Annotated in this window: 21 protein-coding genes; 7 read left to right on the top strand and 14 right to left on the bottom strand. The window is 62.3% G+C overall.

Going from position 1 to position 26515, the window contains the following annotated elements:
* The first annotated feature begins 56 nt into the window (after positions 1 to 56).
* A complete protein-coding gene (locus tag WDB86_RS14070; protein ID WP_406721124.1) occupies positions 57 to 581 on the top strand; it encodes a MarR family winged helix-turn-helix transcriptional regulator in 525 nt (174 codons plus the stop codon).
* Here the strand turns inward: WDB86_RS14070 and WDB86_RS14065 are convergent.
* Complete coding sequence (locus WDB86_RS14065; protein WP_406736204.1) at positions 559 to 1935, bottom strand: PLP-dependent aminotransferase family protein; 1377 nt, start codon at positions 1933 to 1935, stop codon at positions 559 to 561. The genes WDB86_RS14070 and WDB86_RS14065 overlap by 23 nt on opposite strands.
* A 118-nt stretch (positions 1936 to 2053) precedes the next feature.
* On the opposite strand from WDB86_RS14065, the gene WDB86_RS14060 reads away from it, so the two are divergent.
* Together WDB86_RS14060 and WDB86_RS14055 are read left to right on the top strand one after the other, a co-directional pair.
* Positions 2054 to 2929 carry a DMT family transporter gene (locus tag WDB86_RS14060; RefSeq protein WP_406736203.1) on the top strand — a complete coding sequence of 292 codons (876 nt, stop codon included), beginning with the start codon at positions 2054 to 2056 and terminating at the stop codon, positions 2927 to 2929.
* A gap of 123 nt (positions 2930 to 3052) precedes the next feature.
* Entirely contained in the window at positions 3053 to 3520 is a 468-nt protein-coding gene (locus WDB86_RS14055) for an NUDIX hydrolase (protein ID WP_406736202.1), read from the top strand.
* A gap of 55 nt (positions 3521 to 3575) precedes the next feature.
* Here WDB86_RS14055 and glmM read toward each other — a convergent pair whose 3' ends face one another.
* From glmM to WDB86_RS14015, 8 genes are all read right to left on the bottom strand, one after another.
* Positions 3576 to 4922, bottom strand: coding sequence for a phosphoglucosamine mutase (gene glmM, locus WDB86_RS14050; protein WP_339107887.1), 1347 nt, complete (start codon positions 4920 to 4922; stop codon positions 3576 to 3578).
* Positions 4919 to 5941, bottom strand: coding sequence for a dihydropteroate synthase (gene folP / locus WDB86_RS14045; protein ID WP_406736201.1), 1023 nt, complete (start codon positions 5939 to 5941; stop codon positions 4919 to 4921). Before folP ends, glmM begins: the two co-directional genes overlap by 4 nt.
* A gap of 53 nt (positions 5942 to 5994) precedes the next feature.
* Entirely contained in the window at positions 5995 to 6897 is a 903-nt protein-coding gene (locus WDB86_RS14040; protein ID WP_339107889.1) for a dihydroneopterin aldolase, read from the bottom strand.
* Between the two features lie 110 nt (positions 6898 to 7007).
* Positions 7008 to 7679 carry a cell wall hydrolase gene (locus WDB86_RS14035; RefSeq protein ID WP_339107890.1) on the bottom strand — a complete coding sequence of 224 codons (672 nt, stop codon included), beginning with the start codon at positions 7677 to 7679 and terminating at the stop codon, positions 7008 to 7010.
* Positions 7680 to 7911: 232 nt separating this feature from the next.
* Positions 7912 to 10449 (bottom strand): putative PEP-binding protein, encoded by a 2538-nt coding sequence (locus WDB86_RS14030; protein ID WP_406736200.1) that lies wholly within the window; start codon positions 10447 to 10449, stop codon positions 7912 to 7914.
* A 131-nt stretch (positions 10450 to 10580) separates the two neighbouring features.
* Complete coding sequence (glyS, locus tag WDB86_RS14025) at positions 10581 to 12641, bottom strand: glycine--tRNA ligase subunit beta (protein WP_406736199.1); 2061 nt, start codon at positions 12639 to 12641, stop codon at positions 10581 to 10583.
* A 1-nt stretch (position 12642) separates the two neighbouring features.
* Positions 12643 to 13080: a DUF6446 family protein gene (locus WDB86_RS14020; protein ID WP_406736198.1), complete on the bottom strand. Its 438-nt coding sequence runs from the start codon at positions 13078 to 13080 to the stop codon at positions 12643 to 12645.
* A gap of 2 nt (positions 13081 to 13082) precedes the next feature.
* On the bottom strand, positions 13083 to 14018 hold the full coding sequence (locus WDB86_RS14015; protein WP_406736197.1) for a glycine--tRNA ligase subunit alpha: 936 nt from the start codon (positions 14016 to 14018) through the stop codon (positions 13083 to 13085).
* 183 nt (positions 14019 to 14201) lie between these two features.
* Here WDB86_RS14015 and WDB86_RS14010 point away from each other — a divergent pair, with 183 nt between their 5' ends.
* Entirely contained in the window at positions 14202 to 16139 is a 1938-nt protein-coding gene (locus tag WDB86_RS14010) for a trypsin-like peptidase domain-containing protein (RefSeq protein WP_406736196.1), read from the top strand.
* A 61-nt stretch (positions 16140 to 16200) separates the two neighbouring features.
* Here the strand turns inward: WDB86_RS14010 and WDB86_RS14005 are convergent, their stop codons facing one another.
* Entirely contained in the window at positions 16201 to 17034 is an 834-nt protein-coding gene (locus tag WDB86_RS14005; RefSeq protein ID WP_339107896.1) for an inositol monophosphatase family protein, read from the bottom strand.
* Positions 17035 to 17180: 146 nt separating this feature from the next.
* Positions 17181 to 17546, bottom strand: coding sequence for a helix-turn-helix transcriptional regulator (locus WDB86_RS14000; RefSeq protein ID WP_339107897.1), 366 nt, complete (start codon positions 17544 to 17546; stop codon positions 17181 to 17183).
* 331 nt (positions 17547 to 17877) lie between these two features.
* On the opposite strand from WDB86_RS14000, the gene WDB86_RS13995 reads away from it, so the two are divergent.
* From WDB86_RS13995 to WDB86_RS13985, 3 genes are all read left to right on the top strand, one after another.
* Positions 17878 to 18852 (top strand): NADPH:quinone oxidoreductase family protein, encoded by a 975-nt coding sequence (locus WDB86_RS13995; protein ID WP_406736195.1) that lies wholly within the window; start codon positions 17878 to 17880, stop codon positions 18850 to 18852.
* A gap of 132 nt (positions 18853 to 18984) precedes the next feature.
* The gene (locus tag WDB86_RS13990) at positions 18985 to 19758 is read left to right on the top strand and encodes a Bax inhibitor-1/YccA family protein (protein WP_339107899.1); all 774 of its coding nucleotides are present in this window, start codon (positions 18985 to 18987) and stop codon (positions 19756 to 19758) included.
* Positions 19759 to 19918: 160 nt separating this feature from the next.
* Positions 19919 to 22423, top strand: coding sequence for a cation:proton antiporter (locus WDB86_RS13985; RefSeq protein WP_406736194.1), 2505 nt, complete (start codon positions 19919 to 19921; stop codon positions 22421 to 22423).
* 30 nt (positions 22424 to 22453) lie between these two features.
* Here the strand turns inward: WDB86_RS13985 and WDB86_RS13980 are convergent, their stop codons facing one another.
* The 3 genes from WDB86_RS13980 to WDB86_RS13970 all read right to left on the bottom strand — a co-directional run bounded on the left by WDB86_RS13980 (position 22454) and on the right by WDB86_RS13970 (position 26338).
* A complete protein-coding gene (locus WDB86_RS13980) occupies positions 22454 to 23389 on the bottom strand; it encodes a FecR family protein (RefSeq protein ID WP_406736193.1) in 936 nt (311 codons plus the stop codon).
* A gap of 9 nt (positions 23390 to 23398) precedes the next feature.
* The gene (locus tag WDB86_RS13975; RefSeq protein ID WP_406736192.1) at positions 23399 to 23920 is read right to left on the bottom strand and encodes an RNA polymerase sigma factor; all 522 of its coding nucleotides are present in this window, start codon (positions 23918 to 23920) and stop codon (positions 23399 to 23401) included.
* 228 nt (positions 23921 to 24148) lie between these two features.
* On the bottom strand, positions 24149 to 26338 hold the full coding sequence (locus WDB86_RS13970; RefSeq protein ID WP_406736191.1) for a TonB-dependent receptor domain-containing protein: 2190 nt from the start codon (positions 26336 to 26338) through the stop codon (positions 24149 to 24151).
* Positions 26339 to 26515: the final 177 nt, after the last annotated feature.

Here is a 26515-nt window from a genome sequence, read left to right as displayed (position 1 = left end):
TCGAGATAAATGAGAGAAACTTGACGTCAAGATAAAAACCGCCTATCCGCTGTTTTATGGATCAAGTCGACACTATTCTCGCCCAGTGGCACCAAGAGCGCCCCGATCTTGATGTCGGGCCGATGGGGATCTTCGGCAGGCTCAAACGGCTGACCGATCACCTGTCCCAAGAGATGGCACAGCTGTTCAGACAGCATGACCTGACGGCGGCGAGCTTTGATGTTCTGGCAACATTGCGCCGCGCGGGGCCGCCCTATGCGCTGAGCCCTTCGGCATTGATTTCCTGGACGATGGTGACCTCGGGCACGATGACCAACCGGCTGGACCGGCTGGAAGCCGGCGGGCTGATCGAGCGGCGCAGCAACCCCGAGGACGGGCGCGGCTCGGTTGTGGCGCTGACCGATATGGGCTTCCGGCTGATCGATCAGGTGGTGACCGAGCATGTGGCCAACCAGCACCGCCTGATCAACGATCTCCCGCCGCCCCTGCGGGCTGCGATGGACGAGGCGTTGCGCGCATGGCTGGCCCGGATCGATCCCCCCAAAGGCGAGCCCCCCGTCACCCCAGCACCTCCCGCATGACCTCGTAGATCTGCAGGTCCTGCATCTGCGTCACATTGAACCGCATGAAACGGCTGGCCGAATGCGATGGGCTGAACACATTGCCCGGTGCCAGCATCAGGTTTTTCTGCATCGCGCCTTGGGCAAAATCGCCCGTATCGATGCCGTCGGGAAAACGGCACCACAGGTAGAACCCGCCGCGCGGCAGAACCCAAGGGGTGATCCCCAATCCGGCCAGCCGCGATACAGCGGTTTTACGGGCCCCATTCAGGCGGTGATGCAGATCGGCAATATATCTGCGATACCCGCCCCCTGCCAGCACGCTGGACAGAAGCTCTGTGGTCACAGGGCTTGGCCCGCCAAAGCTGGTGGCCACCTGCAAATCGACCAACGCCTCGATCCAGTCCGCGCGCCCCGCGATATAGCCGCAGCGCATCGAGGCCGAAAGCGTCTTGGAAAAGCCGCCAATCCTCAGCACCCGCTCCAACCCGTCCAGAACGGCAAGGCGCGGTGTCGGGTCGGGATCAAGATCCACAAAGGTGTCGTCCTCGACGATGGTCAGATCATGCGCCGCAGCCAACCCCAGCACGCGATGGGCCACCGTCGGGGCAAGCGTGGCCCCTGTAGGATTATGCAGCGCGGAATTGGTCAGATACAGGCGCGGCGCATGGGCCAGCGCCGCCTCGAAAGCCACAAGGTCGGGCCCGTCCCGCGTATAGGGCACGCCGAGCACCTCCACCTGATGGGCCCGCAAAAGGGCACGGAAGTTGAAATATCCCGGATCATCCACCAGCACCGTATCCCCCGGACGCAGCAGCAACCGGCAGATCAGGTCCATAGCCTGCGACGCCGATCCCGTCAGCATCAGTTGATCTGGCGTCGCCTGCAGGTTCTCTGCCGCAAAGCGGCCCAGCAGGCAGCGCCGTAATGCCGGAGAGCCGCGCGCAGTGGCGTAATTGGTCAGCACCGTCGTCTCGGCCTTGGCAAGCTGGCGCAAGCCCCGCCGCAGTGCCTCATGCGGCATCCAGTCCTCGGGCAGCCAGCCACAGCCCGGTTGCAAGCTGCCGGCCCGCGCATCCATCGACTGGCGCGACACCCAGAACGGATCGACAGCGCGCGCCTTGGGCGTTGTGGCCGTGCCCAGCGTCCTCAGTGCGGGCGGGCTTTCGGCCACGTAAAACCCCGCCCCGCGCCGAGCACGGATCACCCCTTCTGCCGCGAGACGGTCATAGGCCTCGACCACGGTTGACGGCGAGACCTTCATCTGTTCGGCAAACCGGCGGATCGAGGGCATACGGTCCCCCGGCCCCAAGGCACGCGTCGCGATCCTGTCGCGCAGGGCCTCGATAAGGCGCTCGGTCTTGGTGCCCGCCATAGGATGCTCCTTCAAACTGTATGCCCTGCTGATCCAGTACAGTTTGACAGAATTGTACTGGACTGTGCCTGTCTATATCGCCGGACAGGCATTACCCAGCCCAAAAGGAGACCAAGCTATGGATCAAAGACTTCGGGGCTGGAACAAAGGGTGGGGCAGCGGCTGTCTGGGCATGCTGATCTTTAGCGGCTCGCTACCGGCCACACGACTGGCCGTGGCGGATTTCTCGCCGCTTTTCCTGACGGCAATCCGTGCGTTGATCGCGGCGGCGCTGGCCCTTGTCTGCCTGACGGTCCTGCGCCAGAAACGCCCTGCGGCACGCGATCTGGTAGGGCTGGCCGTGGTGGCCCTCGGGGTTGTCGTGGGGTTTCCCCTGCTATCGGCCTTGGCGTTGCAATCGATCACCGCTGCCAGATCAGCGGTATTCATCGGGCTTTTACCACTGGCCACCGCGCTTTTTGCCGTGCTGCTGGAAGGCGAGCGCCCGCGCCCCCGTTTCTGGCTGTTTTCGCTGGCAGGGGCGGCAAGCGTGTCCGGCTTTGCCCTGACACATAGCGCAAGCGGTGCCCTGCGCGGCGATCTGCTGATGTGCGCGGCAATCCTGATCTGCGGACTGGGCTATGCCAAGGGGGCAAGCCTGTCGCGCCGTCTGGGCGGCTGGCAGGTCATCTCATGGGCGCTGGTGCTGGCCGCCCCCGTGACGGGCCTGCTGGCCACCGCCACATGGCCTGCCGCCGGATTGCGCGGGGTCTCGCCTGCGGCATGGGCAGGGTTGGGCTATGTGGCCATATTCAGCATGCTGGTGGGGTTTGTCTTCTGGTATCGCGGATTGGCCCTCGGAGGGATTGCCCGCGTCGGGCAGCTACAGCTTCTGCAACCTTTCTTCGGCCTCCTGCTGGCGGCGCTCTTCCTGCGGGAACCGGTTGTCTGGCCGATGCTGGCCTGCACGGGCCTGACCGTGCTCTGCGTCGCCGGTGCCCGCCGCTTTGCCTGAGCGCATGAAAACCGCCTCAGGCGCGGCAGGGCCTTTGGTCGCCACAGCCATAAGCAGACGGTGAGGACGCCCGCCCGTTCTGCGCGCATTGCCCCGCCCGGACATCGTTGATAGTCTGCCCGTATGACATATTGGCGCCCTGCCCAGACCATCCGCATAAAGACCCTTGGCCTGCATTGGCGCGAGGGGCGGCTTCTGGCGGCCTGTGTCTTCAACGATGATGGGACGCTAAAGGGGGTGCGCCCGTTGGGGGGCACCGTCGAATTTGGCGAAACCGCCGAAAGCGCGTTGATGCGCGAGTTTCGCGAAGAGCTGGGTGTGACCGCAACAATTATCGGGCCGCCGCTTTTCATGGAAAATCTCTATCACCACGAAGGGATGCAGGGCCACGAGCTGTTGATCCTGTTTCCGGTGGATCTGCCCGTAGAGAGATTGCCCGCAACGGGCGGCTTTACCTTTTACGAAGACAGCGGCACAGCCTGTCACGCCGACTGGTTCGCGCTGGACGGGCTGGATGGCCCGAACCAGCCTTCGCTCTATCCGGCAGGGCTGAAAGCGCGCCTGCAATCCGCTCAGACGCAGGCCATCTGAAACCGGCCTTCATGCCGAAGGGCGGCCCGCACGCCGCCCGAAGCTTTTCCTGCCCTCAGCCTGCGGCCACTGTCACGGCCTCGACCACCGCATCCACGCAGGCCTCCAGCACCTTGTCATCCTCGCATTCCGCCATCACGCGGATCAGAGGTTCGGTCCCCGATTTACGGATCAGCAGCCGACCCTGCCCCGCCAGACGGGATTCGGCCTCGGCAATCACCTTCTGCACCCGAGCGTCATTCAAGGGCTCCTGCCCTGCCTGATAGCGCACATTCTTCAGAAGCTGCGGCACCGTGTCAAACTGGCGCACCAGATCCGAAGCGCGCTTGCCCGTCTCGGCCATCGCCAGCAGGAATTGCAGCCCCGCCATCAGCCCGTCGCCGGTGGTGGCGTAATCGGTCATCACGATATGGCCCGATTGCTCGCCCCCCAAGTTGAAACCACCCGCGCGCATACGTTCGACCACATAGCGGTCGCCCACTTTGGTCCGCTCAAGCCCGATGCCGTGCCCTTGCAGAAAGCGCTCGAGACCGAGGTTCGACATCACCGTGGCCACCAAGGCCCCGCCGCGCAGAATGCCCTTTTCGGCCCAGCGATGGGCAAAAAGCGCCATGATCTGGTCACCATCGGCCACGCGGCCCGTCTCGTCGATGATCATCACGCGATCGGCGTCCCCATCCAGAGAGATGCCCAGATCGGCGCCATGAGCCACCACCGCTTCGGCGCAGGTCTCGGTATGGGTCGAGCCGACCCTATCGTTGATATTATAGCCATTGGGCGAGACACCCACGGGGATCACCTCGCAGCCCAGCTCCCACAGCACCTGCGGCGCGGCCTTATAGGCGGCCCCATTCGCGCAATCGACCACAACCTTCAGCCCCGACATACGGTCGCGCGCAGGAAAGGTCGTCTTGGCATATTCGACATAGCGCCCAAGACCGTCATCAATACGCTTGGCACGACCGATATTATCGGGCACCGCCAGACGGATCTCGCCCTCCAGCATGGCCTCGATCTCCATCTCGGCCTCATCGGACAGTTTGAACCCGTCCGGCCCGAAGAACTTGATCCCGTTATCCTTGGCGGGGTTATGGCTGGCCGAGATCATGATCCCAAGATCGGCGCGCATGGACCGCGTCAGATAGCCCACAGCCGGCGTCGGCACCGGCCCGAGCAGCAGCACATTCATCCCCGTCGAGGTCAGACCGGCGGTCAGCGCGTTTTCAAACATATAGCCCGACAGGCGGGTGTCCTTGCCGATGACCACGCGATGGCCATTGGTGCCTGCACGGCGGAAATAGCGCCCCGCCGCCGCGCCCAGACGCAAAGCCATCTCGGCGGTCATATGGCCCTGATTGGCCTCGCCGCGCACGCCATCGGTGCCAAAAAGTTTTCTGCTCATTTCTCGTCCTCCCAGCCCAGGGTCAGGGCCGCCCAGAGGTTTACCCCCTGTTTGATTTCCGCCACATCATGCACGCGGTGGATCTGCACACCTTGCGCGATGCCCGCAAGGGTCACAGCCAGAGTACCGGGCATGCGGTCTTTGGCGGCCTCGACCCCCGCGATGGTGCCGATGAAGCGCTTGCGCGAGACGCCCAGCAGGATCGGGCAGCCAAGGCTGTGGAACAGCGACAGCCCGCGCAGAAGTGTCAGATTATGTTCGACCGTCTTGCCAAAGCCGATCCCCACATCCGAGAGGATCGCCGCGCGGTCGATGCCCTCGGCCTCGGCCAGCGCAATTCGTTCTTCGAGATGGTCATAGACATCCAGCAGCACGTCATCATATTCGGGCTTGTCCTGCATGGTCTCGGGGTCGCCTTGGGCATGCATCAGACAGATCGGCAGGCCCGACACCATCGCCAGTTCCGCCATGCCCGGATCATATTCCATCGCCGAGACATCGTTGATCATATCGGCGCCCGCCTCGACCGCCGCATCCGCCACCAGCGCCTTGCGGGTATCGATCGAGATCGGCAGGTCGAACATATCGCGCAGCTCCTGAATCAGCGGCACGGTGCGCTCGATCTCTTCATCCTCGGGCACGGTCTCGGCGCCCGGACGGGTGCTTTCGCCGCCGATGTCAAAGATATCGACACCCTCTTCGACCATCGCTTCGGCGCGTTCCATCGCCGCATGCATATCGAAATAATCGCCGCCATCCGAGAAACTGTCGGGCGTGGCATTCAGGATGCCCATCACCCGCGGCACCTCGAGGTTCATCGACCCGATCATCCGGCGCTTGGCGGTCAGCCGTTCCAGAACCTCTTCGGGGCAATGCTGCGCGGGGATCACCTCGGGCGGCAATCCACGGCGCAGAACCTCGACTTCATCAAACCAGCACCAGCCACCGGCAAGCCGGAGGGCGGTGTCGGGGCGGGCAAGATCCGTGCGCGGGATCGGGCGATAATAGAGCTTTTCCATGGCCTCCATTCACCGCATGTGCCGCGATTTGGCAAGCCGTCTTTGCGCGGCGCTCAGGCGTGGGTCAGAACCTTCACGCGGGAACCTGCCGGCGCTGCAATATTTCCGTGAAGTTCCAACCGCTCGGCCACCAGCTGTTCGGCCAGCCAGACGGCAAGCGCCACCGCATCATGCGCAGCCCCCTTGGGCCCGTCCACCGCATCCAGCACAATCTTCGAGGGCGCCCAGACGACCGTCTTGCCGTGTTTCATCGCCCAATCAAGCTCGGTGCGCGACGACACAACCACACAGCGCGCATCGCGCCCCGCCAGAACCCAGGCGTTCTGCTCGATGGCCAGCAGGTCAATCCGGCGCTGGGTGGGCTTTTGCGCCGATTGGGGCGGCGTGGCCTCGGGCAGACCAACCACTAGAACCACAGCCTTTGCCCCCGCCTCCAGCGCATCAAGCCGTGCGGCAAGATCGGGGGCCTGAATGACGTCATTGGACAGATAGGCCAGCACGGGATGCACGGCCTCGCCTTCCGCCTGCACCGGCACCGACGCCCGCGAGCGGACGATTTCCACACCCAGAGCCCCCGGACCACGGTCGAGCTTCTCGATCCGCACGAAGACCCGCATCGCTTGAGGGGCGGCCAGAATACGCTCGGCCACGCGCTCGGCCAGCGTTTCCAGCAGGTTCAGACGCTCGGCGGCAAGCTCGGCGGCCACGGCCTCGGTGATCCGGTCATAAGACAGGATGCGGTCCACATCATCCTCCAGCGGCGCCGTCACCGGCCGCACCTCGACCACGATATTGAACTGCAGCCGCTGGCCATGCCCGCGCTCCTGCTGGAAGGCCCCGATATCGGCTGTCACGATATGGTCGCGCAGGCTGATCCGGTCGCGGGGATCCGCCGGAGCCGAGGCGATAGAACGCTCTTCGGGGTGAGCAAAAGCTTGGGCGATATCGCTGGACATGTCGGTTCTTTCAGGCTGCGGATGGCGCGGAAAATAGAAAAAGGGCGGGCCATTGCCCACCCCGAAACGTCAGATGCCGGCGAGAAACGACACCATCACGCGCTTATGCCTCAGTTCGATGCGGTGCGCACCGGCTTGCGGTAGAAAATATGCGCCCCGACACGCGTGGTTTTCACAAAACGCTTCGACCAGGACGGGCGCACGGCGGGGGTGTGGAAATAGGTCGCCCCTTGGGTAAGGCTGCGCGGCGCACCATCCATCATCGCACGGGCCACCTTTGCCACGCGGGCATAGCTGGCGCGGTTGGCAATGGCATCCGTCTTGCCATCGCAGGTCCAGCTGAACTGGCACGAGCGCTTGCCGCCCTGATGCACCACGCCACAGACGGTATTCGGGAAGGCGGGGTCATCGACACGGTTGAGCACTACCTCGGCCACGGCCTGCTGCCCCGCCAGACTTTCGCCCCGCGCTTCATGATAGATCACCTGCGCCAGACAGTCGAACTGGTCGCCCCCTTTGGCAACCGGCTGTGCCGCCAGCCATGCGGCGGTCAGCTCGGGCGGGGTCGCACCTTCCGGCGGGGTGAGCATCTTGGAAATCTGCGAGGCCGAGAACCTGCCCAGAGTGTCGCGCTCGCCCGAGAGCATCGAGGCCAGCGGCGCGTCGATATCGATTGTCGGATCATTGGAACCACTGACGGTCACTTCCGCCTGCGCAGAGCCCAAGCCAGCACAAAGCGTCAGGGCAAAAATCGCAACAATCTTACCGACCAGTTTCGTCATGAGTCCGTCTCGCAGTGGTTACACGCCCTGACGGACCCGGGCCCATCACGACCCGGCGGAGGTACATCCTAAATCGTTAAAAATCTACAACCAGATGATTTTCCCAGCATTTCCGTCAAATAAATGGCGAAAATCCGCCTACCTTAACGTAACCTTGACGTTATCAAGTTTCGCGGAATCCTGAAAACTGACTGATTTACATCAAGTTTTAAGGTCACGAAACGGAGAGCCATCATTGTTGCTGTTTCGGAGCCAAGAGCGCAAAATGCGCCGCAGCAAGCCGCGCCACCGGCACACGAAATGGTGAACAGGACACATAATCGAAGCCCGCAGCCCGACAGAAGGCAATCGATTCGGGGTTTCCGCCATGTTCGCCACAGACCGAAATCGTGATATCGCGCCGCGTCGCACGCCCCCGCCCTGCCCCGATCAGCAGCAGCTCGCCCACCCCTTCGATGTCGAGAATATGGAACGGGTCCTCGGCAAAGACGCGCTGATTGACATAAGTCGACATGAAGCGCCCCGCATCATCGCGCGACAAGCCATAGGTCATCTGGGTCAGGTCGTTCGTCCCGAAGGACATGAACTCGGCATGTTCGGCAATCTCGCCCGCGCGCAGCGCCGCCCGCGGGGTCTCCATCATAACGCCCAGACGGTAGGAAAACTGCGCCTTCTGCTGGGTGCGGACAGCCGCTGCCACCGCATCGATCCGCGTCTTCACCAGCTCGACCTCGCGCGAGGCCGAAACCAGCGGGATCATGATCTCGGGCACGATAACCGACCCGCGCCGCCCCGCCTCGATCACCGCCTCGAAAATGGCGCGGGCCTGCATGTCGTAGATTTCGGGCAGGGTCACCCCAAGGCGCACCCCCCGCATGCCAAGCATCGGATTAAACTCGTTCAGCGCCTCGCAGCGCCGCGTGACCTCCGAAAGCGGACGCCCCACGGCCTCGGCCAGTTCGCGCAGACCTTCGCGGTCATGCGGCAGGAATTCATGCAAAGGCGGGTCGAACAGCCGGATACAGACCGGCGCCCCCGCCATAATGTCGAACAGCGCGATGAAATCGTTGCGCTGCATCGGCAGCAGACGTTCCAGCACGGCCGCGCGATCCTCGGGGCTGTCCACGAAAATCATCTCGCGCATCACGGTCAGCCGGTCTTCATCGAAGAACATATGTTCGGTCCGGCACAGCCCGATCCCGTCCGCCTCGAAGTTACGCGCCGTGCGGGCATCATCGGGCGTGTCGGCATTGGCGCGGATACCGATGTCGCGCACATTATCCGCCCAACGCAGAAGCGTGCGGAACCCGTCATCCAGCGCGGGTTCCAGCATCTCGGCCTCGCCCAGCAGCACTTCACCGCTGGAGCCATCGACCGTGATGATATCGCCCTCGCGGAACACCCGCCCCTTGGGGCCGGTGAAACTACGGTCGCGCGAATTGAGCGTGATGGAATTGCAGCCCACGATGCAAGGCAGCCCCAGACCGCGCGCAATCACCGCCGCATGGCTGGTCATGCCGCCCCGTTCGGTCAGCACCGCATTGGCCGCATGCATGCCGCGGATATCCTCGGGCTGGGTCTCGCGGCGCACCAGAATGCAGGGTTCGTCCCGCGCCGCCGCCGCCTGCGCCGCCGAGGCCGAGAACACGATCTTGCCCGTCGCCGCCCCCGGCGAGGCCGCGATTCCCCTGGCGATCACATCGCGGGGCGCGCGCGGGTCCACCTGATAGTGCAAGAGCTCGGTCAGGGCACGCGGTTCCACCCGCAACAGCGCCTCGTCGCGCGGGATCACCCCGTCCTCGGCCAAAGCCACGGCGATCCGCACCGCCGCGCGGGCCGAGCGTTGCACCCGCACCGCATCAATCACCGCGATCCGCCCGCTCTCGATGGTGAACTCGATCTGCATCTCCTCGCGCAGGCGGGTCCGGCAGACGGGGCTATAGCTGCAAAGCTGGGCAAACACATCGGGGGCCACATCCTCCAGTGCCGCGCCACGCGGGTCGCTGGTCAGATAATGGGTGTCCACCGCATTGGTCCGCCCCTGCGACTGGCCACGGAACCGCCCCGTAATCTGCGGTTGACCGGTGACACTTTCAACAAACTGGATCGTCCCCGACCCCGACAGGCCGGGACCGATGCCCAGTGCCATCTCCTGCAGCACAAGCCCCAGCGTCGCCTCGGCGGGCGCGCCTTTGGCCTGCCGCAGAAGCCGCGCCGTTGTGCCTTCCCACGCCCGCGCCATAGAGCGCAGAACCTCGCGCAGTTGCAGCAACGGATCTTGCGGGAAATCGTCATCCATTTCTTCGGCAAATGCGGCAAGCGCCTGTTCCAGCGCCCCGTCGCCCGCCTCGGCCGAGAACATGTCGGGGTCAAGCCGCGCGACATGGATCGCATAGCCTTGCACGAAATTCAGATAGAGCGCATCCGCCGCCTCCTGCCCGTGGCTGGCACAAAGACGCTGATGCATGGCGTCATTCATGCCCACATTCAGCACCGTCCCCGGCCCGCCCCATTCGGGGTTTTCGGGGCTGGAGCGTACGGAAATCAGGAAATCCTGCCCGAAAACATTGGTCAAGGGCGCCAGATAGGGCATCTGCCCCGTGGCAATCGCCTTCACCGTTTCAACCGGCAGCGCAACCGTCGGCGGCACCGGCAGATCAAGCCGGATCAGGCGCTGCAGGCATTTTGCCCGCCAGCCGTGCCGCGATTTCTCAACTCTGGCCGTCGGGGTCAACTCGACGAATTCGGGAAAATCATAGAATTTCTGCATCGCAGCACGCCCTATTTTGCAGGTGCAGCATACATGAAAACCGGAGGCACGCAAAGCATGTGCCGCCGGTTTCGCATGAACAACTTTTTACCAAACCAACCCGCTTGAAAAATAGCAGGCAGATAAAGCACTTAGCCCTCGATTCGGTTCAGATCGGCCACCGAGAGACAGATCTGACGAATACGCGAGAGCAGGTTCAGACGGTTCCGGCGCACGATCTGGTTGTCGGAATTGATCTGCACGGCGGTGAAGAACGCATCGATCGGCGCGCGAAGCTGCGCCATCGCCCCCATCGCGCTTGCGAATTCTTCGGCTTTCATCGCGGGCGTGATCTCGGCCTCGGCCTTATCAAGGGCGGCAAACAGCGCCTTCTCCTCGGGGCCTTCGGCAAATTTCACATCCGCGCCGAAGCTGTATTCAACGCCATCCTTCTCTTCGGCCTGCGCCAGAATGTTGTTCGCGCGCTTGTAGCCCTGGATCAGGTTCTCGCCATCATCGGTTTTCAGGAAGCCCGACAGCGCCTCGGCACGGTTGACCAGCAGCGTCAGGTCATCATTTCCGGGCATCGCCAGAACCGCATCGATCACATCATGGCGGATGCCCTGATCCTTCAGATAGACCTTCAGGCGGTCATGGAAGAAGGACAGAAGATCGCCCCCGTCCGCGCCCTCATAGCCTTTGGCAAAGACCTCCAGCAGGTTCAGACGCAGCTCATTGGTCAGGATCAGGCGGATCACCCCCAAAGCCGCACGGCGCAGCGCAAAGGGGTCTTTGGAACCGGTGGGCTTTTCGTCAATCGCCCAGAAGCCCGTCAGCGTGTCGATCTTATCGGCCAGAGCCACGGCCACCGTCACCGGCGCGGTGGGCACATCATCGGACGGACCCAGCGGCGAGTAATGGTCGCGGCAGGCATCGGCCACGGCCTCGGGCAGACCCGCACGTTGCGCATAATAGCGCCCCATGATCCCCTGCAGTTCGGGGAATTCATAGACCATTTCCGAGCGTAAATCGGCCTTGGCGACTTGGGCGGCCTCGCGGGCCAGATCGGGCGACGCGCCGACCTTATCCGCAATCTCACCGGCCAGTGCCGCGATCCGTGCGATGCGGTCGGCCTGAGAGCCAAGCGCGTTATGGAAGGTCACATCGGCCAGACCCGCGCCCATGCCCGACAGGCCTTCGGTTTTCACCAGACGGTTGTCGTTTTCCCAGAAGAATTTGGCATCCGACAAACGCGCCGAAAGCACCTTCTGGTTGCCCTTCAGGATGGTCGCGCCATGATCCGCCGTCTGGCGGTTGGCCACGGTGACAAAGCCCTCGATCCGGCCGGTTTTCGGGTTTTTCACCGAGAAGAACTTCTGGTGCTCTTTCATCGAGGTCTGCAGCACCTCGGGCGGCAGTTCGAGGAATTCCGCGTCGATCTCGCCCATCAGCGCCACGGGGCATTCGACAAGCCCCGCCACCTCGGTCAGCAGGCCACGGTCAGCCACCAGCTCTAGCCCACGGGCGAAGGCCATCTGCTCGGCGTCATGCCAGATGGTCTGTTCACGCTCGGCACTGTCCAGAACGACGGATGCCGCCGCCAGCTTGGCGCAGTAATCCTCAAAGCCCGTCACAGCAAAACGGCCCGGCGCCATAAAGCGGTGGCCTTCGGTCGTATTGCCCGACTTGATGCCGTCGATATCCAGCTCAACCACTTCGGCGCCGCTTTCATCGGACAAAAGGCACAGGATCGAATGCAGCGGGCGCACCCAACGCAAGGAGCCAGCCCCCCAGCGCATCGACTTCGGCCAAGGGAAATTGCGGATGGTCTTTTCCAGCACTTCGGCAATGATCGCAGGCGCCGGACGGCCCTCTTTCTCGACGACGGCAAAATAAACCTGCCCCTTTTTCTCGTCGCGGATCTCCAGCTGGGCCAGCGTCAGACCGGTCGAGCGCAGGAAGCCCTCAACCGCTTTCTCGGGCGCGCCAACCTTGGGGCCTTTGCGTTCCTCGCGCAGGGTCGGGCTCTCTTTCGACAGGCCCTCCAGCGTCAGCACAAGGCGACGCGGGGTGGAAAACGCCCCCGCCGAGGCGTAGGTGAGGCCCGCCTCGACCAGCCCGTCGGTCACAAGCTTCTTGAGGTCCTCGCGCGCGCGGCCCTGCATCCGCGCGGGAATTTCCTCGGAAAAGAGTTCGATTAGAAGATCGGGCATGTCAATTCTCCGCGGCGTGTCGCTGATGCCAGGCATAGGCCCGGCCATCGGAATAAATGGCCACCACCCGGTCCATACCGGGGGTGATGTCGGGTTCGGACAGGAAGGCCACAGCCTCGCCTGTGCGCAGATCCTCGGTCAGGCGGGCCGGATCATAGCAGGACAGCCCACGGGTGTCCGGCTCGGGCTTGGCCAGAGGGTCTACGGTGAAAGTTTCGGTCAGCATGCCAAGGCTGAGGGGCGTGGTGAAACAGCCCCGATAATCCGCGGCCAAGGCATCCTGCGTGGTTTTGAGACCGTCCGTCAGGATCGGCTCGGGCTGGCCTGACGAAATCGACACAAGACGGATCTCCTGCGCCTGCGGGGTCGCCGCAAGCGCGAGAGAGGCGGTTCCCCCCGCCAGAGCCACAAGGGCCGGTATCCTGTGCCAAGCCGCCATGATCAGGCCGCGCCGCCTGCGGGCGTGCGCACAAAGGCATCGGCGCATTGCTTGGCCAGCGCCCGCACCCGCCCGATATAGGCCTGACGCTCGGTGACCGAGATCACGCCGCGCGCATCCAGCAGGTTGAAGAGGTGGCTGGCCTTGATGCATTGATCATAGGCGGGATGGGCCATGATGATCCGGCGCTCGACGCTGTCTTCATCGGCTTGGGCCAGAATACGCTCGCATTCGGCTTCGGCATCCTTGAAGTGCTGCAAGAGCATATCGGTATCGGCCACATCGAAGTTCCAGCGGGAATATTCCTGCTCGGTCTGCTTGAAGACATCGCCATATTTCAGCGCGATCGGCGCGTCGGGGTCGTTGAAGGGCATATCCATCACATGGTCGATGCCCAGCACATACATCGCCAGACGCTCCAGACCATAGGTCAGCTCGCCCGAAACGGGGTGGCAGTCATGGCCGCCGACCTGCTGGAAATAGGTGAACTGCGACACTTCCATGCCGTCGCACCAGACTTCCCAGCCCAGACCCCAAGCGCCCAGCGTCGGGGATTCCCAGTCGTCTTCCACAAAACGGATGTCATGCAGGTCGATATCGATGCCAATCGCGCGCAGCGAGCCCAGATAGAGCTCTTGCAGATCCGGCGGGCTGGGTTTGATCAGCACCTGATACTGGTAGTAATGCTGCAGGCGGTTGGGGTTTTCCCCGTAACGGCCATCGGTCGGACGGCGCGAGGGCTGCACATAGGCGGCGGCCCAAGGCTTGGAGCCAAGCGAACGCAGCGTGGTCGCAGGGTGGAAGGTGCCCGCCCCTACTTCCATGTCATAGGGCTGCATGATCGCGCAGCCCTTGCCCGCCCAATAGGCTTGCAGCCGCAGGATAATCTCCTGAAACGACCGCGGCGCGGCGGGTTTGGTGGCGGTGGCATCTGACATGCGAACTCTCCCAGACGGATCTGTCATCGAAACTTGCCTATGCCTGATAGGCAAGCCCGCAAGCGGGGTCAACGTGCAACAACACGCAGCCTTGGACAACCGCACCGGCTTTAAGGGATGACGCGGGCCAAAACCCTGCTAATTTGCGCCGACTTTGCAATTTTGAACAGGGCAGGAATTATAATGAGGGTTATGCGCAAAGCTGTGTCGATGATGGTCGGGGCCAGCCTGACGGGAATGGTCTGGGCAGGCGCAGCATGGGCGGCCCCCCTGTGGCTGCAGATCGAAGCCCAGCCCTCGCTGGCACAGGCCGAACAATCGGCACGCGGTTGGTCCAGCCTGCCCGATCTGGCGGGCTTTGCGATGACCACCGGATGGTATGCCATTTCCGTCGGTCCGTTCGACACACGCGAGGCCGCCAATGACCGCCGCCGCCTGCTGCAACGCGAGGGGCTGATCCCCTCTGATTCCTATGTCACCGACGGGGCCAATTACCGCCAGCAGTTCTGGCCAGTCGGCGCGCGCTTCCAGCAAGTTCCAACGTCTCAGGCCACGGCCCCACAGACCCCGCAGGATGCACCCGTTAGCGCGGGCGATCCGATTGCCCCCGTGGGCGAGATGACCGCCCTTCCCGAGGCCGCGGCATCGCAGCCTGCGACACCCACCACACCGGCCACCATACCGGCCACCGAAACGGGCACAGAGCCCGCGCAAAGCCCGTCTGAAACGTCCGCTCTTGTCCAGCCGCCCCCCGCACAGCCCGATCCTACTGTGGCACAAGAGGCCCCGCCGGTCGAAACGCTGGCCCAGTCCCGTCAGCGCGAATCCCTTCTGACGCGCGACGAGAAGATGGCCATTCAGGATGCGCTCTCGTGGCAGGGCGTCTATACCGGTCGACTGGATGCGTCTTTCGGTCCGGGCACGCGCAGCTCGATTGCCGCTTGGCAGAGCGCACAGGGCGAAGAGCCGACAGGCGTGCTGACATCCGCCCAGCAGGCCGCCCTTCTGGCCCAAGTCGAAAAGGAACGCGCCGAACTCGGGCTGGAGATCGTCGAGAATAACGATGCCGGCATCCGTATTGCCCTGCCCACCGGTCTGGTGGCGTTCAAAGGCTATGACGCGCCGTTCGTGACCTATGGCCCGAAGGACGGGTCGGGGGTGTCGGTGCTGCTGATCTCGCGTCAGGGCGACGCCAAGAACCTCGGCGCGCTATATGATGTGATGCAGCGTCAGGAAATGGTCCCGATGGAAGGGCCGCGCGCCCGGACCGCGACCGCGTTCCATATCGAGGGACGAAACGACAGGATTGTCTCTTATACACAGGCGGCTCTATCGGGCGGTCTGATCAAGGGCTTTACGCTGGTCTGGCCCGCAAATGGCGATATGGCACAGCGCGCACGCGTGCTGAACGCCATGCAGCAGAACTTCCAGCCCTTCGGCAATCAGGCACTGGACCCGACCTTGGGCAAGCCGATGACCGTTAGCCGCGAAGATCTGACCAGCGGGCTCGACATCCGCAAACCGGCCTTTGCGCGGTCAGGCTTTTATGTGGACAGCCACGGAACGGTCGCCACCGCCGCCGCCGGTATCGACAGTTGCACGCGCCTGACCATCGAGGATGGCAAGGCCAAGCTGACGGCACAGGACAAGGATCTGGGGCTGGCCCTGCTGACGCCGGAAAAACCGCTATCGCCCCGTCAGGTTGCCAAATTCCAGACGGCACAAACCGCGCCGGGGGCCGATATCGCCGTGGCAGGGTTCTCCTATCCCGAGGCGCTTTCGGCACCGGTGCTCAGCTTCGGAACGCTCACGGCGCTCAAGGGGCTGGAGAACGACCCCCAGCAGGCACGTCTGGCCCTGCGCAGCCTGCCTGGCGATGTCGGCGGCCCCGTGCTGGACAGCTCGGGCGCGGTGATCGGCATGGTGCTGCCCAAGACCACCGCAGACGACAAGATCCTGCCCGAAGATCTGTCGGTGGCACTACAAGCCCAGCCAATGGCCGATGCGATGGCCCGCATGGGCACAGCCCCGAACGCGGCAGAGCCTCATGGGGCCATTGCCACCGAAGACCTCACGCGGGCGGCGCAAGGTCTGGTTGTTCATGTAAGCTGCTGGAAATAAGGGAGCCCCCCTGCAAGTGCCGTTTGCACATTTGCAGGGGAAAGCGTGCAGGGCGAAGGGATCAGGCGTTCAGAAGCGCCAGCGCTGCGGCATGAACCTCGGGGTTTGCCGCAGCAATCACCTGCCCGCCCAGATGCGCCGGACCGCCCTGCCAGTCGGTCACCAGACCGCCTGCTGCCTCGACCACGGCCATCGGCCCCTGAATGTCGTATGGATGCAGCTGGGCCTCGATCACCAGGTCGATCTGCCCTGCCGCCAGAAGCGCATAGGCATAGCAGTCCATCCCGTAACGGGTCAGCTTGGCCGCTTGTGATACCTGCCGGAAAGCCGCGCCTTCTGCGGCCGTGCCCACTTCGGGGAACGTCGTGAACAGCACCGCATCGGCCAGCGCCTGCGGAGCCGCTGCGCGCGTCTTGAGCGGAAATTCTCCATGCGGCCCGATCAGCCGCGCCTGCCCCAGACCGCCGATAAACCGCTCGCCAATATAGGGTTGGTCCACGACCCCAAGGAACGGCGCGCCCAAGGCACCGTCAACCACCTGCGCCAAACCGATCAGCACGCCCCAAGTGGGTGTGCCCGACATGAAACCACGCGTGCCGTCAATCGGGTCAAGCACCCAGACATAGCCGCTTGTGCCAAGCGATTGCCCCTGCTCTTCCCCGTAAATACCATCATTCGGACGTTCTTTTGCCAGAATGGCGCGCATCGCGGCTTCTGCCGCGCGATCCGCTTCTGTCACCGGATCGAAGCCGCCCGCATCCTTATTGGCCGCAGCAATGCCACCAAGCGGACGAAACCGCGCCAATGTTTCCACACGCGCCGCATCCGCAAGCCGCTGCGCAAGATCAAGCAAGGCATCGGCTTCAAGAGATGTGATATCCAAAGGCTTTTTCATCGCGCACTCCCGCTTTTGTTCAAGCGGTACAGAGCCACCTTCGGGAGGTCAAGGCAAGGCATGATGCCGCGCCTCGTAAGACGTGCCACCCCACGCCCTAGCCCGGCCCAGACAGGCCGGACGACATAACGCGCAGGATCGCAAGATCACGCGGCAGACGACGCCGAGAGAACCTTGGCCAGATCGAACAGGCGGCGGCGCTGCTCTTCCGGAATCGCGTAATAGGAGCGCACCAGAGCCAGTGCTTCCTTATCCGCCAAGATATCGCCTTCGACCTCTTTCTTCTCGACACGGCCTTCCAGCCCTTCAAAGAAGAAGGAAATCGGCACATCCAGCGCTTCCGAGATGTCCCAAAGACGCGATGCCGAAACACGGTTCATGCCGGTCTCGTATTTCTGGATCTGTTGAAATTTGATTCCAACCTTGTCAGCAAGTTGTTGCTGCGTAACGCCAATCATCCAGCGACGATGGCGAATACGTTTGCCCACATGGGCATCAACTGGGTGTTTCATTCAATCGTCCTTACAACACTACAAAAAGGAACCTAGCACGTACGCACACGCATAGGGCGGCATTTCCTCACAAATGGTCGTCAAAACTGGTATAAAAAGCCTAAACAAAGTTAATCTTTGCGTCGCTTTCTTAAATTTTATCGTCGCGAAGCTTAAAGCGAGCCTAATTTACCCCCCCTCTCCCTCAGCGTGTTTCGCAATTTGCATCGCAAAATGCAAATGTGTCAAAATTTTGGTTATACGTAATTCCAATACGAATCATTCTAAACCGCTTGCGCTGCACGACTCAGATTATAGGCTTGCCCGATCCCGAATGCGACGGAAGAGCCCTATGAAAGCCTATCAAATTCACGACTTTTCTGCGGTGCCGCAGGTCCGCTCCCTGCCTGATCCGGTTCCCGCCGCAGGAGAGCTGAAAATCCGCATCCATGCCTGTGGTCTGAATTTCGCCGATCTGCTGATGATGCAGGGGCGTTATCAGGACACCCCCGCCCCGCCCTTCACCTTGGGGCTGGAATGCGCGGGCGAGGTCGTAGGCTGCGGCGAAGGCACATCGACCCCGCTGGGCACGCGCGTTGTGATCTATGCCGGTCAAGGGGGGCTGGCGGACTATGGCTGCTTCCCCGAAGAAAGCTGCATTCCGCTTGCGCAGGGCACATCCTATCTGGAGGCCGCGGGCCTGCTGATCGCGCATGGCACCTCGCATCTCGCGCTGGACCGGAAGGCGGGCTTGCGTAGCGGCGAGACGCTGGCCGTCATCGGAGCGGCTGGCGGGGTCGGGCTGACCGCCGTGGAAATCGGCGCAAGGCTTGGCGCAAAGGTCATTGCCGTGGCCCGCGGGGCAGAAAAATGCGCGGTGGCGCGCGCAGCAGGCGCGGCGATCACGCTGGATAGCGAAAGCGCCGACCTGAAAGCCCGCCTGAAAGAACTGGGCGGTGTGGATGTTGTGTATGATGCCGTGGGCGGCGCGTTGGGCGAGGCCGCGTTTCGCGCGCTCAAACCGGGCGGACGCTTTCTGCTGATCGGCTTTGCGGGCGGCACTCCGCCCGAATTGCCGCTGAATCACGCGCTGGTCAAGAACATCTCCATTCTCGGCCTTTATTGGGGCGGAATGCGGCAGATTGATCCGGAGATGTTCCGCAGCTCTGTCGAAGCCGTGATGCAAGATCACGCCAAGGGGCTGCTGACCCCGCATATCTCGCATGTCTTCGATCTTGCCCAGATCGAGGAGGCCTTTGAAATGCTGCGCAGCCGCCGCTCGACCGGAAAGCTGGTCATCCGGATGGCACCTTCCACATCCGCGTGAAAAACTCTCCGGTTAACCTCTTTTCCGGCCAAAACCGCAGCGACTCTCTCTTGAAATGATCAGCAAGCCTGCCAATATCGGCAGACGACAAGCGTGCCACACGAGGCGCGCGCCGCTTCATGGAGGGATTTGATGGCTGGTTTTAACACGATGCGCACCAATGCCGGTACGCGTCAGGCGCTGATCGACGAAGGTCTGCGCGCTCATATGAACAAGGTCTACGGGCTGATGTCGGCAGCGATGCTGATCACCGGGGTCGTGGCATGGGCGTTGGCCGGTCTTGCAATGACCAATGATCCGTCGATGGCCGTCGGCACCATGCGCAATGGCACCATGCTGACCCAGTTCGGCGCGCTGCTTTACACCTCGCCGCTGAAATGGGTGGTGATGCTGGCCCCGCTGGCCGTGGTCTTCCTGTTCTCGGCCACGATCCACCGCATGTCGGTTGGTGCGGCGCAGCTGGTGTTCTGGGTCTATGCCGCCCTTGTCGGTGCCTCGATCTCGTCGATCTTCCTTGTCTTCACCGGCGTTTCCATTGCGCAGACCTTCCTCGTGACGGCCATCGCCTTCGCGTCGCTCTCGCTTTATGGCTACACCACCAAACGTAACCTGTCGGCTATGGGTTCGTTCCTGATGATGGGTCTGATCGGCCTCATCGTGGCCTCGATCGTCAACATCTTCATCGCCAGCTCGGCGCTTGCCTTTGCGGTGTCCGTGCTGGGCGTGCTGATCTTCGCGGGCCTCACCGCCTATGACACCCAGAAGATCAAAGCGACCTATATCGAAATGGCCCATTCGGGCGAGGACTTCCTTGGCAAAGCGGCCATCATGGGGGCGCTGAGCCTCTATCTGGACTTCCTCAACCTGTTCATGATGCTCTTGCAGCTCATGGGGAACCGCGACTAAGGCGCCTACCTGCCTGTCTCGGCCGGAAAGCCAATAGCGCAGCCGCCGATCTTCGGCGGCTGCTTTCATATCTAGCCACCCCTCCCCCTTTCCCCTGCCTGCCAGAAGGCCCTGCGAAACCGCCTTCAAAGGGCCATTGTCAGCCGCTATCATTCGGGTCATGGAAATCGTTATCATCGTCGCGGTCATCGCATCGCTTTTCTTTGTGATCGGCATTGCCGAACCTCTGGCCGCGCGTTTGCGCCTGCCCTATTCCGTGATCATCGCGCTGCTGGGTATCCTGATCGGCAGCGCTGCCATCTTCTTTTTGCAGACCACCCTGACCGACGCGCTGAACCCGCTGGCCGAGGCGATCCTGAATTTGCCGATCAGGGCGAATGTCTTCCTCTATATCTTCCTGCCGCTCTTGCTGTTTCAGGTCACGCTGGGCATGAACCTGCGCCGGATGCTGGATGACTGGGTGCCCATTCTGGTCATGGCCGTGGTGGCGGTGGTGGTGGCGACACTCTCGGTGGGCTATGCGCTGTCCTATACCTCCAGCCTGCCGCTGGCCGCCTGCCTTCTGGTCGGCGCCATTGTCTCGACCACGGACCCTTCGGCTGTGGTCAGCATCTTCCGCTCGCTTTCGGCCCCGCAACGCTTGGCGCGGATCATCGAAGGCGAGAGCCTGCTGAACGATGCCGCCGCCATCGCGCTTTTCGGGCTGTTTGTCAGCTATGTCATGCTGGGGGTACCGGACCCCAAACTGGGCGAGGCGCTTGGCCGCTTTCCGATGCTGATCGCCGGAGGCGTCATGACGGGCTGGATCCTGTCGCAGATCGGCCTGCGGATCATGGGCCTGTTTCCACGCTATGAACAGGCCCAGATGTCGATTTCGGTCGCGCTGCCCTATCTGGCCTATATCATCGCCGAACAGCTTGTCGGGGCCTCGGGGGTGATTGCGGTTGTCGCCGCCGGGCTGACGCTCAATCTGGCGGGCCCGCGCCGGATCGAGCCGACGACATGGACCAATATGCGCGAGACATGGGATCTGGTGGCGCATTGGGCAGGGGCGCTGATCTTCATTCTCGCCGCGCTGCTGATCCCGCGGCTGCTTGAAGGCACGACAGTCACCGACTTCCTGCTGATCGGGGTCGTGGTGCTGGCCGCCATTCTGGCGCGTGCGGTGATCCTGTTCGGCCTGCTGCCGGTGCTGACCCTGCTGCGCCTTTCGCCGGTCGTGGAACGCCCCTATCGGGTGGCGATCCTGTGGGGCGGGCTGCGCGGCGCGGTCACATTGGCGCTGGCGCTGGCGGTCACCGAAAACGCGCTGGTCCCTGTCGAGATCAAGCGCGTGGTCGGTATTCTGGCCACCGGCTTCACCCTGTTCACCCTAATCGTGCAAGGGACAACCCTGCGCAGCGTGATCGGGCGGCTGGGGCTGGACAAGCTGTCCCCGCTGGATCAGGCGCTGGCCAATCAGGTGATCGCCGTTTCGCTGCAAACCGTGCGGGAAGATGTCGCCAAATCCAGCGACAACTACAAGCTGAACCACGAGATCGTGCGGGCCGAGGCCAAGCGCTTCGGCGAGCGGCTGGACGCGGTCGTGCGCTCGGCCGAGGCCGGTGCCAATATCCTTGACCGTGACCGCATCACGCTGGGTCTGATCGCCTTGGCGGGGTTCGAGCGCGAACAGGTGCTGATCCGCCTGCGCGACCGCTCGATTTCCGCGCGCATTGGCGAGGCCGCGCTGAGCCAGACCGACCATCTGATCGAGGGCGCCCGCACGCATGGCCGGACCGGCTATCAACGTGCCGCCCGACGCGCGGTGTCTTACGGGCGCGCCTTCCGCATCGCAAGCTTCCTGCATAACCGCGCGCATTTCTCCGCCCCGCTGGCCCTGCTGACCGCCGACCGTTTCGAACGCCTGATCTCGGAACGGATGATCCTGCGTGATCTGGACACCTTCATCGACGCCCGCATCCGCCGGATCCACGGGCGTCGCGTGGCCGACCTTCTGCGCGAATTACTGGGCCGTCGGGTGGAAAATATCGAAACCGCCCTCTTCGGCCTGAGGCTGCAATATCCCGGCTATGCCGAGGAACTGGAGCGCCGCCTGATCCGCCGCACCGCGCTGCGGATGGAAGAGCGCGAATATAACATCATGCATGAGGACGGCCTGATCAGCGAGGAAGTCTTCATTTCGCTGATACAGGATATCTCGGCGCGCAGGCTTCAGGCCGAAGAGCGCCCGATGCTGGATCTACAGGTGCAGCGGGCCGATATCCTGCGCCGGATGCGACTGTTCGAGGATCTCGACGACGCGGTGCGCAAACCTCTGGGCCGCAGCCTGCGCACGCGCTATTTCGACCCGGGCGACAAGATCATGCGCAAGGAAAGCCATGCCCGCAGCGTCTTCTTTATCGCCTCCGGCGCGGTCGAGCTTGAAACCGCGGGGCAGATCTCGCGTTTGGGCCGTGGCGACATGTTCGGCGAACTGGCCCTGCTGACAGGCAAGCCGCGCCGCACTGATGTGCGCGCGATCACGCCCTCGACCATTCTGGAACTCGACGAGAAACGCTTCCGTAAACTGATGCGCCGCAGTCCCGCGATCCGCGAAGCGGCAAAGATTGCGGCCGCCAAACGCGGGGTCTCTATCGACGCGCTGCTGGAGGAAACAAGCTGAGGGCGCTTTGCGACCTGACCCTTTGCGCCCTCAGGCCGCGCGCAAGACCACAAGATAGTCGGTCAGCGCGTAGCGTCTGACGGGGAGGGTTGCCTCGATGGCGGCGAGCACGTCCTCGGGGCGATGTGTGGCAAAGACGCCGCTGACCGGCAGCTGCAACAGCGCCTGTTCCATCACGATTACCTTGCCATGCCGATAGCGGCCAAGGTCGTCCAGAACCCTGCCCAAAGGCTGATCCTCGAAAATGAACCGCCCCGACATCCAGGCATTACCGGTCTGCGGGCTCCATTGTTGGCATGCGCCCCAGTGATGGCCCTCCAGCAGCACCTGCTGGTGCCTGCCAATCTTCAGATTGCCCGCATGGGGATGCGCCAGACGGGCCTCGCCCTCCTGCACACTTACGGCCAGCGCATGTTTCCAAAGATGCAGCTGATACGCCCCTGCCCCCGCCTGCAGGCTGACATGCCCGGCTTTCAGATGCAGCGGCGACGCGTTCTCGGCCACGCGGAACCGCGCGCGGCCCTGACGCAGACGCAGCCAGCCGCCGCCGTGATCTTCGGCGGCAAGCGCCGTTCCGGCATCCAGATCCACTGCGGTGCCACCGCTGAGCTGCGCCGAACGGATTTCCCCGATTCCGGTCTCCTGCAGGACCGGCGCGGCCATGCGGTGGTGCACATAGCCCAGCCCTGCCGCCGCAAACCCTGCCGCCAGACCTGACGAAAGAAAGGCCCGACGACTGGCGCTGACCGGCCTTCGGAACACCGGAGCCGGAAGATCCTTCACATCATCCAGAGCCCGCCAGACATCCCCAAGGGCCTCGAACTCGGCACGATGCGCAGGATCTTTGGCCAACCAATGCGCCGCAGCCTGCCGGTCCTGTTCTGTCGCCTCTTTGGAGTGGAGCGTCACAAACCAATGAAGGGCCTCGGATTTCACAGCGTTCTCTTCCTTCATGACATGCGTCACATCCGTGTCCTAATCTTCCTTTAGATCGCCTGCCAATTCGTCACGGCATCGCTGCAAGGATTTCATCACCAGTTTCTCGACGGCGCTGCGGCTGATCCCCATTTCCGCAGCCACCTCAGAATGCGACAACCCGTCGAACTTATGGAGCGTGAACGCCTGCCTTTGCCGCGGTGGCAGGGACGCGATCACCCTTTGCAGCCTGCGCAGCCTTTGCGCGTAATCATAGACCTGTTCCGTCGAGGGCGCGTGGCGGCTTTGGGTCTCCATCTCCGGTGCGGTTTCGTATCGCACCCGCGTGCTATGCGCCCGCAGGAAGTCATTCGCGACGTTATTGACCACGCTATGGACGAAGGAAGCCGGATGCGCGACATGCGGAGCGTCCCCTAACCGCTGGAGCTTGAACCAGCTTTCCTGAAGGACATCTTCCGCATCCGCAGGACTGCCCAACCTTGCCGCCACCCGCCGCGTTATCGCCCGATAGTTGGACAGAAAAACCCCGAGTATCTTTCGACGGGAGAGATCATCCGGCATGGCACAATCGCCCTGACGCGCCCCCCTGAGAAAGGGACACGACACCCGACACGGACCTGCCTGAAGATGCAAGGAAGCTGGACACCAGAACACCCGAATGTTTGAAGTGGCGTCAGGCTCCTCCGGTTTCTATGGGCTACCTTATCATAAGCCTGTTTGCAAGATTTTCGACCGAAATTCCCGACAAAAACACTCTGAAAGACACTCTGCAATGCCCCGGCATTCCGGTCAGAAATCAAGCGATGCCGAGATAAAGTAGGTGCGGGAATCCTCGGTGTAATCTGCATCGGTGTCGGGCTGTTCATCAAAGATATTATTGACCCCTGCTTTCAACGAGGCATGGTCCGTCAGGGTGTATTTGGCCAGAACATTGGCCACGGTATAGGCCGGAATACGTTCTTCACCGCTGCTATCCTCGCCGGTCACTTCAACCTGCTTGCCATAATGGTCAATCGAGCCGGTCAGCATCAGCCGGTCCGTCGCCTGCCATGACAGTTCCGTATGGATCTTGATATCGGGCTCTTCCGAAAGCACCGACCCGCTTGCAAGGTCTTTGGATTCAAGCAGTTTCGAGAATGTGGTATTCCATTGCAGCCTGTCGCTCAGCGCATAGTTCAGATTGCCCTGTATCCCGCTCGTGCGGGCTTCGTTGACATTGACATATTGTTTGACCCGCACACCGTTGAACGTGCCGATCTCGTTGCCCTGAATGCGGTTGGTAATGTTATTGAGGAAACCGCTGACGCTGCCGGTGATCGGCCCCTGATCATAATAGAAACCGGCCATGTAATTGGTGGCCAGTTCCGGCTTGAGATCGTCATTTCCCAGCCAGTAGGTCATGATGCCGCGATTGGCCTTATATTCGGCATAGAGGTAGTCTTCATTCGACTGGCGCAGATTGGGTGCCTTGAAGCTCTTGCCGATCCCCGCTTTGAAGGTCAGCGCATCAGTGATGTCATAGGCCGCATTCACCACCGGCGAGAGATGGTCGCCGTAGATGCTGTTATAGTCATAGCGCAATGCGGTATCGATGCGGAAGCGGTCGGTGATCGACATCTGGTCTTTGGCATAAAGGCCGAGCTTGGTCATATCCGAGGTGCTTCCCCCGCCGGCAACACTGCCATCGGGGCTGTAATAAAGGCTCCCCTGCCCGCCATCTGCCAGCCGCGCATGCGACGCCTCAAGACCATAGACCACCGCATGGTCGATGCCGCCCAGCGTGTAGGTATCGGTCAGCGTGCCTTCCAGACCATAGGTCCGATAGTCTTCCGACTGCTGCAAGGTGGTGACGGTATCGGTATTGCTGACCGCCAGATCCGTTGTCGATTTCTCCCAGAACAGGCTCAGGGCTTCCTCGCCAAAGCTCCATTGTCCGCTATGGCGCAGGGACAGCGTATCACGGACAACCCCGTTAAGACCGTCATCCTCTGCGGTATCTTTCATATAGCTCTGGTCGGAATGGCCGATTTCGAATGTCAGATCCTGCGCATCATCAGGGCGCCAGTGGACCCGTGCCTTGAGATCCTTGCTTTCGCGCTGCCCGCCATCTTCATCGTCATCATGGCGGGTAAAATCACCCCATAAAGACATGCTCAGAGCGCCTTTGATCAGAGGTGCCGAGACAGAGCCGCTGACACGTTTGGTCGATCCCGTCTCATCACCGGTTGCGGCGTAATATTCTGCCGTAAGCGCGCCTTTCAGCCGCTCCTGATCGTCCTTCTTGGTGATGATATTGACCACCCCCCCGATACCGCCGGACCCGTAAAGCGCAGCCCCCGGCCCCTGAATGACCTCGATCCGCGCGATTGCATCCATCGGCACCCATTCCAGATCGCCTTTATAGGATGCGCCCTTCTGCTTGAGTTCCTCTGTGGTGACCGGCACACCATCAATCATGATCTTGGTGTAATCAGTGCCCGCCCCCCCGATGCTGATCTGGTTATTTGTCACAAATACGCCCGGCACGCTTTTCATCGCCTCGGCCACATTCGTATTGCCGCCATTTGCCAGATCTTCTGCCGTCACAACGGTTTTTGTGCCCGCCTGAAGACGCGGATCATCCGACATCAGCGCGGAATTCGGCGTTGCAGGCGCAAGACCGCCCCCCTCGACCAGAATCGGATCAAGCGCCACCGCGCCATCGTCCCCGAGAGTGCCCGCCCCCGTATTGCCGACAAGCGTCACGGTGCTCTCGCTGGTATACTGGAACACAAGGCCCGTCCCTGACAGGACAGTTGCCAAAGCGGCATCCACCGACAGCGCCCCCGAAACCCCCGATGACCGTTTCCCGCGAACGAGATCCGCCGGATAGAAAATCTGTAGCCCCGATGCCTGACCGAATTGCGTCAGCACGGACCCAAGCGGACCCGGCGCAATCGCATAGGACACTGTCACCTGTGCCCCTGCGGGTGAAATCACGGCAGCCCCCCGAGTATGGCCGTGGACGCCATGACTCGAAAACCCAGACTCACGCAGAAACGGCTATAAGGGCGGCAGGAAAGACGGCTCAGTTTCATGGATAGGTCCCAGTTCAAAATCTTCTCGCGCGCAGACATACGAGCGTTGCTGGAGAATAGACGTCTGCCACAGCCCGCC

The sequence above is a fragment of the Thioclava sp. GXIMD4215 genome, from assembly GCF_045291555.1.
Classification (GTDB): domain Bacteria; phylum Pseudomonadota; class Alphaproteobacteria; order Rhodobacterales; family Rhodobacteraceae; genus Thioclava; species Thioclava litoralis.
The sequence above is the reverse complement of the archived record's forward strand: the minus strand, read 5'-3'. Positions and strand labels throughout refer to the sequence as shown.

What these genes read in the sequence shown, in the direction of transcription:
- WDB86_RS14070 (WP_406721124.1), top strand. Translation starts at nt 57, where the DNA reads ATGGATCAAGTCGACACTATTCTCGCCCAGTGGCACCAAGAGCGCCCC.
- WDB86_RS14065 (WP_406736204.1), bottom strand. Translation starts at nt 1,935, where the DNA reads ATGGCGGGCACCAAGACCGAGCGCCTTATCGAGGCCCTGCGCGACAGG.
- WDB86_RS14060 (WP_406736203.1), top strand. Translation starts at nt 2,054, where the DNA reads ATGGATCAAAGACTTCGGGGCTGGAACAAAGGGTGGGGCAGCGGCTGT.
- WDB86_RS14055 (WP_406736202.1), top strand. Translation starts at nt 3,053, where the DNA reads ATGACATATTGGCGCCCTGCCCAGACCATCCGCATAAAGACCCTTGGC.
- glmM (WP_339107887.1), bottom strand. Translation starts at nt 4,922, where the DNA reads ATGAGCAGAAAACTTTTTGGCACCGATGGCGTGCGCGGCGAGGCCAAT.
- folP (WP_406736201.1), bottom strand. Translation starts at nt 5,941, where the DNA reads ATGGAAAAGCTCTATTATCGCCCGATCCCGCGCACGGATCTTGCCCGC.
- WDB86_RS14040 (WP_339107889.1), bottom strand. Translation starts at nt 6,897, where the DNA reads ATGTCCAGCGATATCGCCCAAGCTTTTGCTCACCCCGAAGAGCGTTCT.
- WDB86_RS14035 (WP_339107890.1), bottom strand. Translation starts at nt 7,679, where the DNA reads ATGACGAAACTGGTCGGTAAGATTGTTGCGATTTTTGCCCTGACGCTT.
- WDB86_RS14030 (WP_406736200.1), bottom strand. Translation starts at nt 10,449, where the DNA reads ATGCAGAAATTCTATGATTTTCCCGAATTCGTCGAGTTGACCCCGACG.
- glyS (WP_406736199.1), bottom strand. Translation starts at nt 12,641, where the DNA reads ATGCCCGATCTTCTAATCGAACTCTTTTCCGAGGAAATTCCCGCGCGG.
- WDB86_RS14020 (WP_406736198.1), bottom strand. Translation starts at nt 13,080, where the DNA reads ATGGCGGCTTGGCACAGGATACCGGCCCTTGTGGCTCTGGCGGGGGGA.
- WDB86_RS14015 (WP_406736197.1), bottom strand. Translation starts at nt 14,018, where the DNA reads ATGTCAGATGCCACCGCCACCAAACCCGCCGCGCCGCGGTCGTTTCAG.
- WDB86_RS14010 (WP_406736196.1), top strand. Translation starts at nt 14,202, where the DNA reads ATGAGGGTTATGCGCAAAGCTGTGTCGATGATGGTCGGGGCCAGCCTG.
- WDB86_RS14005 (WP_339107896.1), bottom strand. Translation starts at nt 17,034, where the DNA reads ATGAAAAAGCCTTTGGATATCACATCTCTTGAAGCCGATGCCTTGCTT.
- WDB86_RS14000 (WP_339107897.1), bottom strand. Translation starts at nt 17,546, where the DNA reads ATGAAACACCCAGTTGATGCCCATGTGGGCAAACGTATTCGCCATCGT.
- WDB86_RS13995 (WP_406736195.1), top strand. Translation starts at nt 17,878, where the DNA reads ATGAAAGCCTATCAAATTCACGACTTTTCTGCGGTGCCGCAGGTCCGC.
- WDB86_RS13990 (WP_339107899.1), top strand. Translation starts at nt 18,985, where the DNA reads ATGGCTGGTTTTAACACGATGCGCACCAATGCCGGTACGCGTCAGGCG.
- WDB86_RS13985 (WP_406736194.1), top strand. Translation starts at nt 19,919, where the DNA reads ATGGAAATCGTTATCATCGTCGCGGTCATCGCATCGCTTTTCTTTGTG.
- WDB86_RS13975 (WP_406736192.1), bottom strand. Translation starts at nt 23,920, where the DNA reads ATGCCGGATGATCTCTCCCGTCGAAAGATACTCGGGGTTTTTCTGTCC.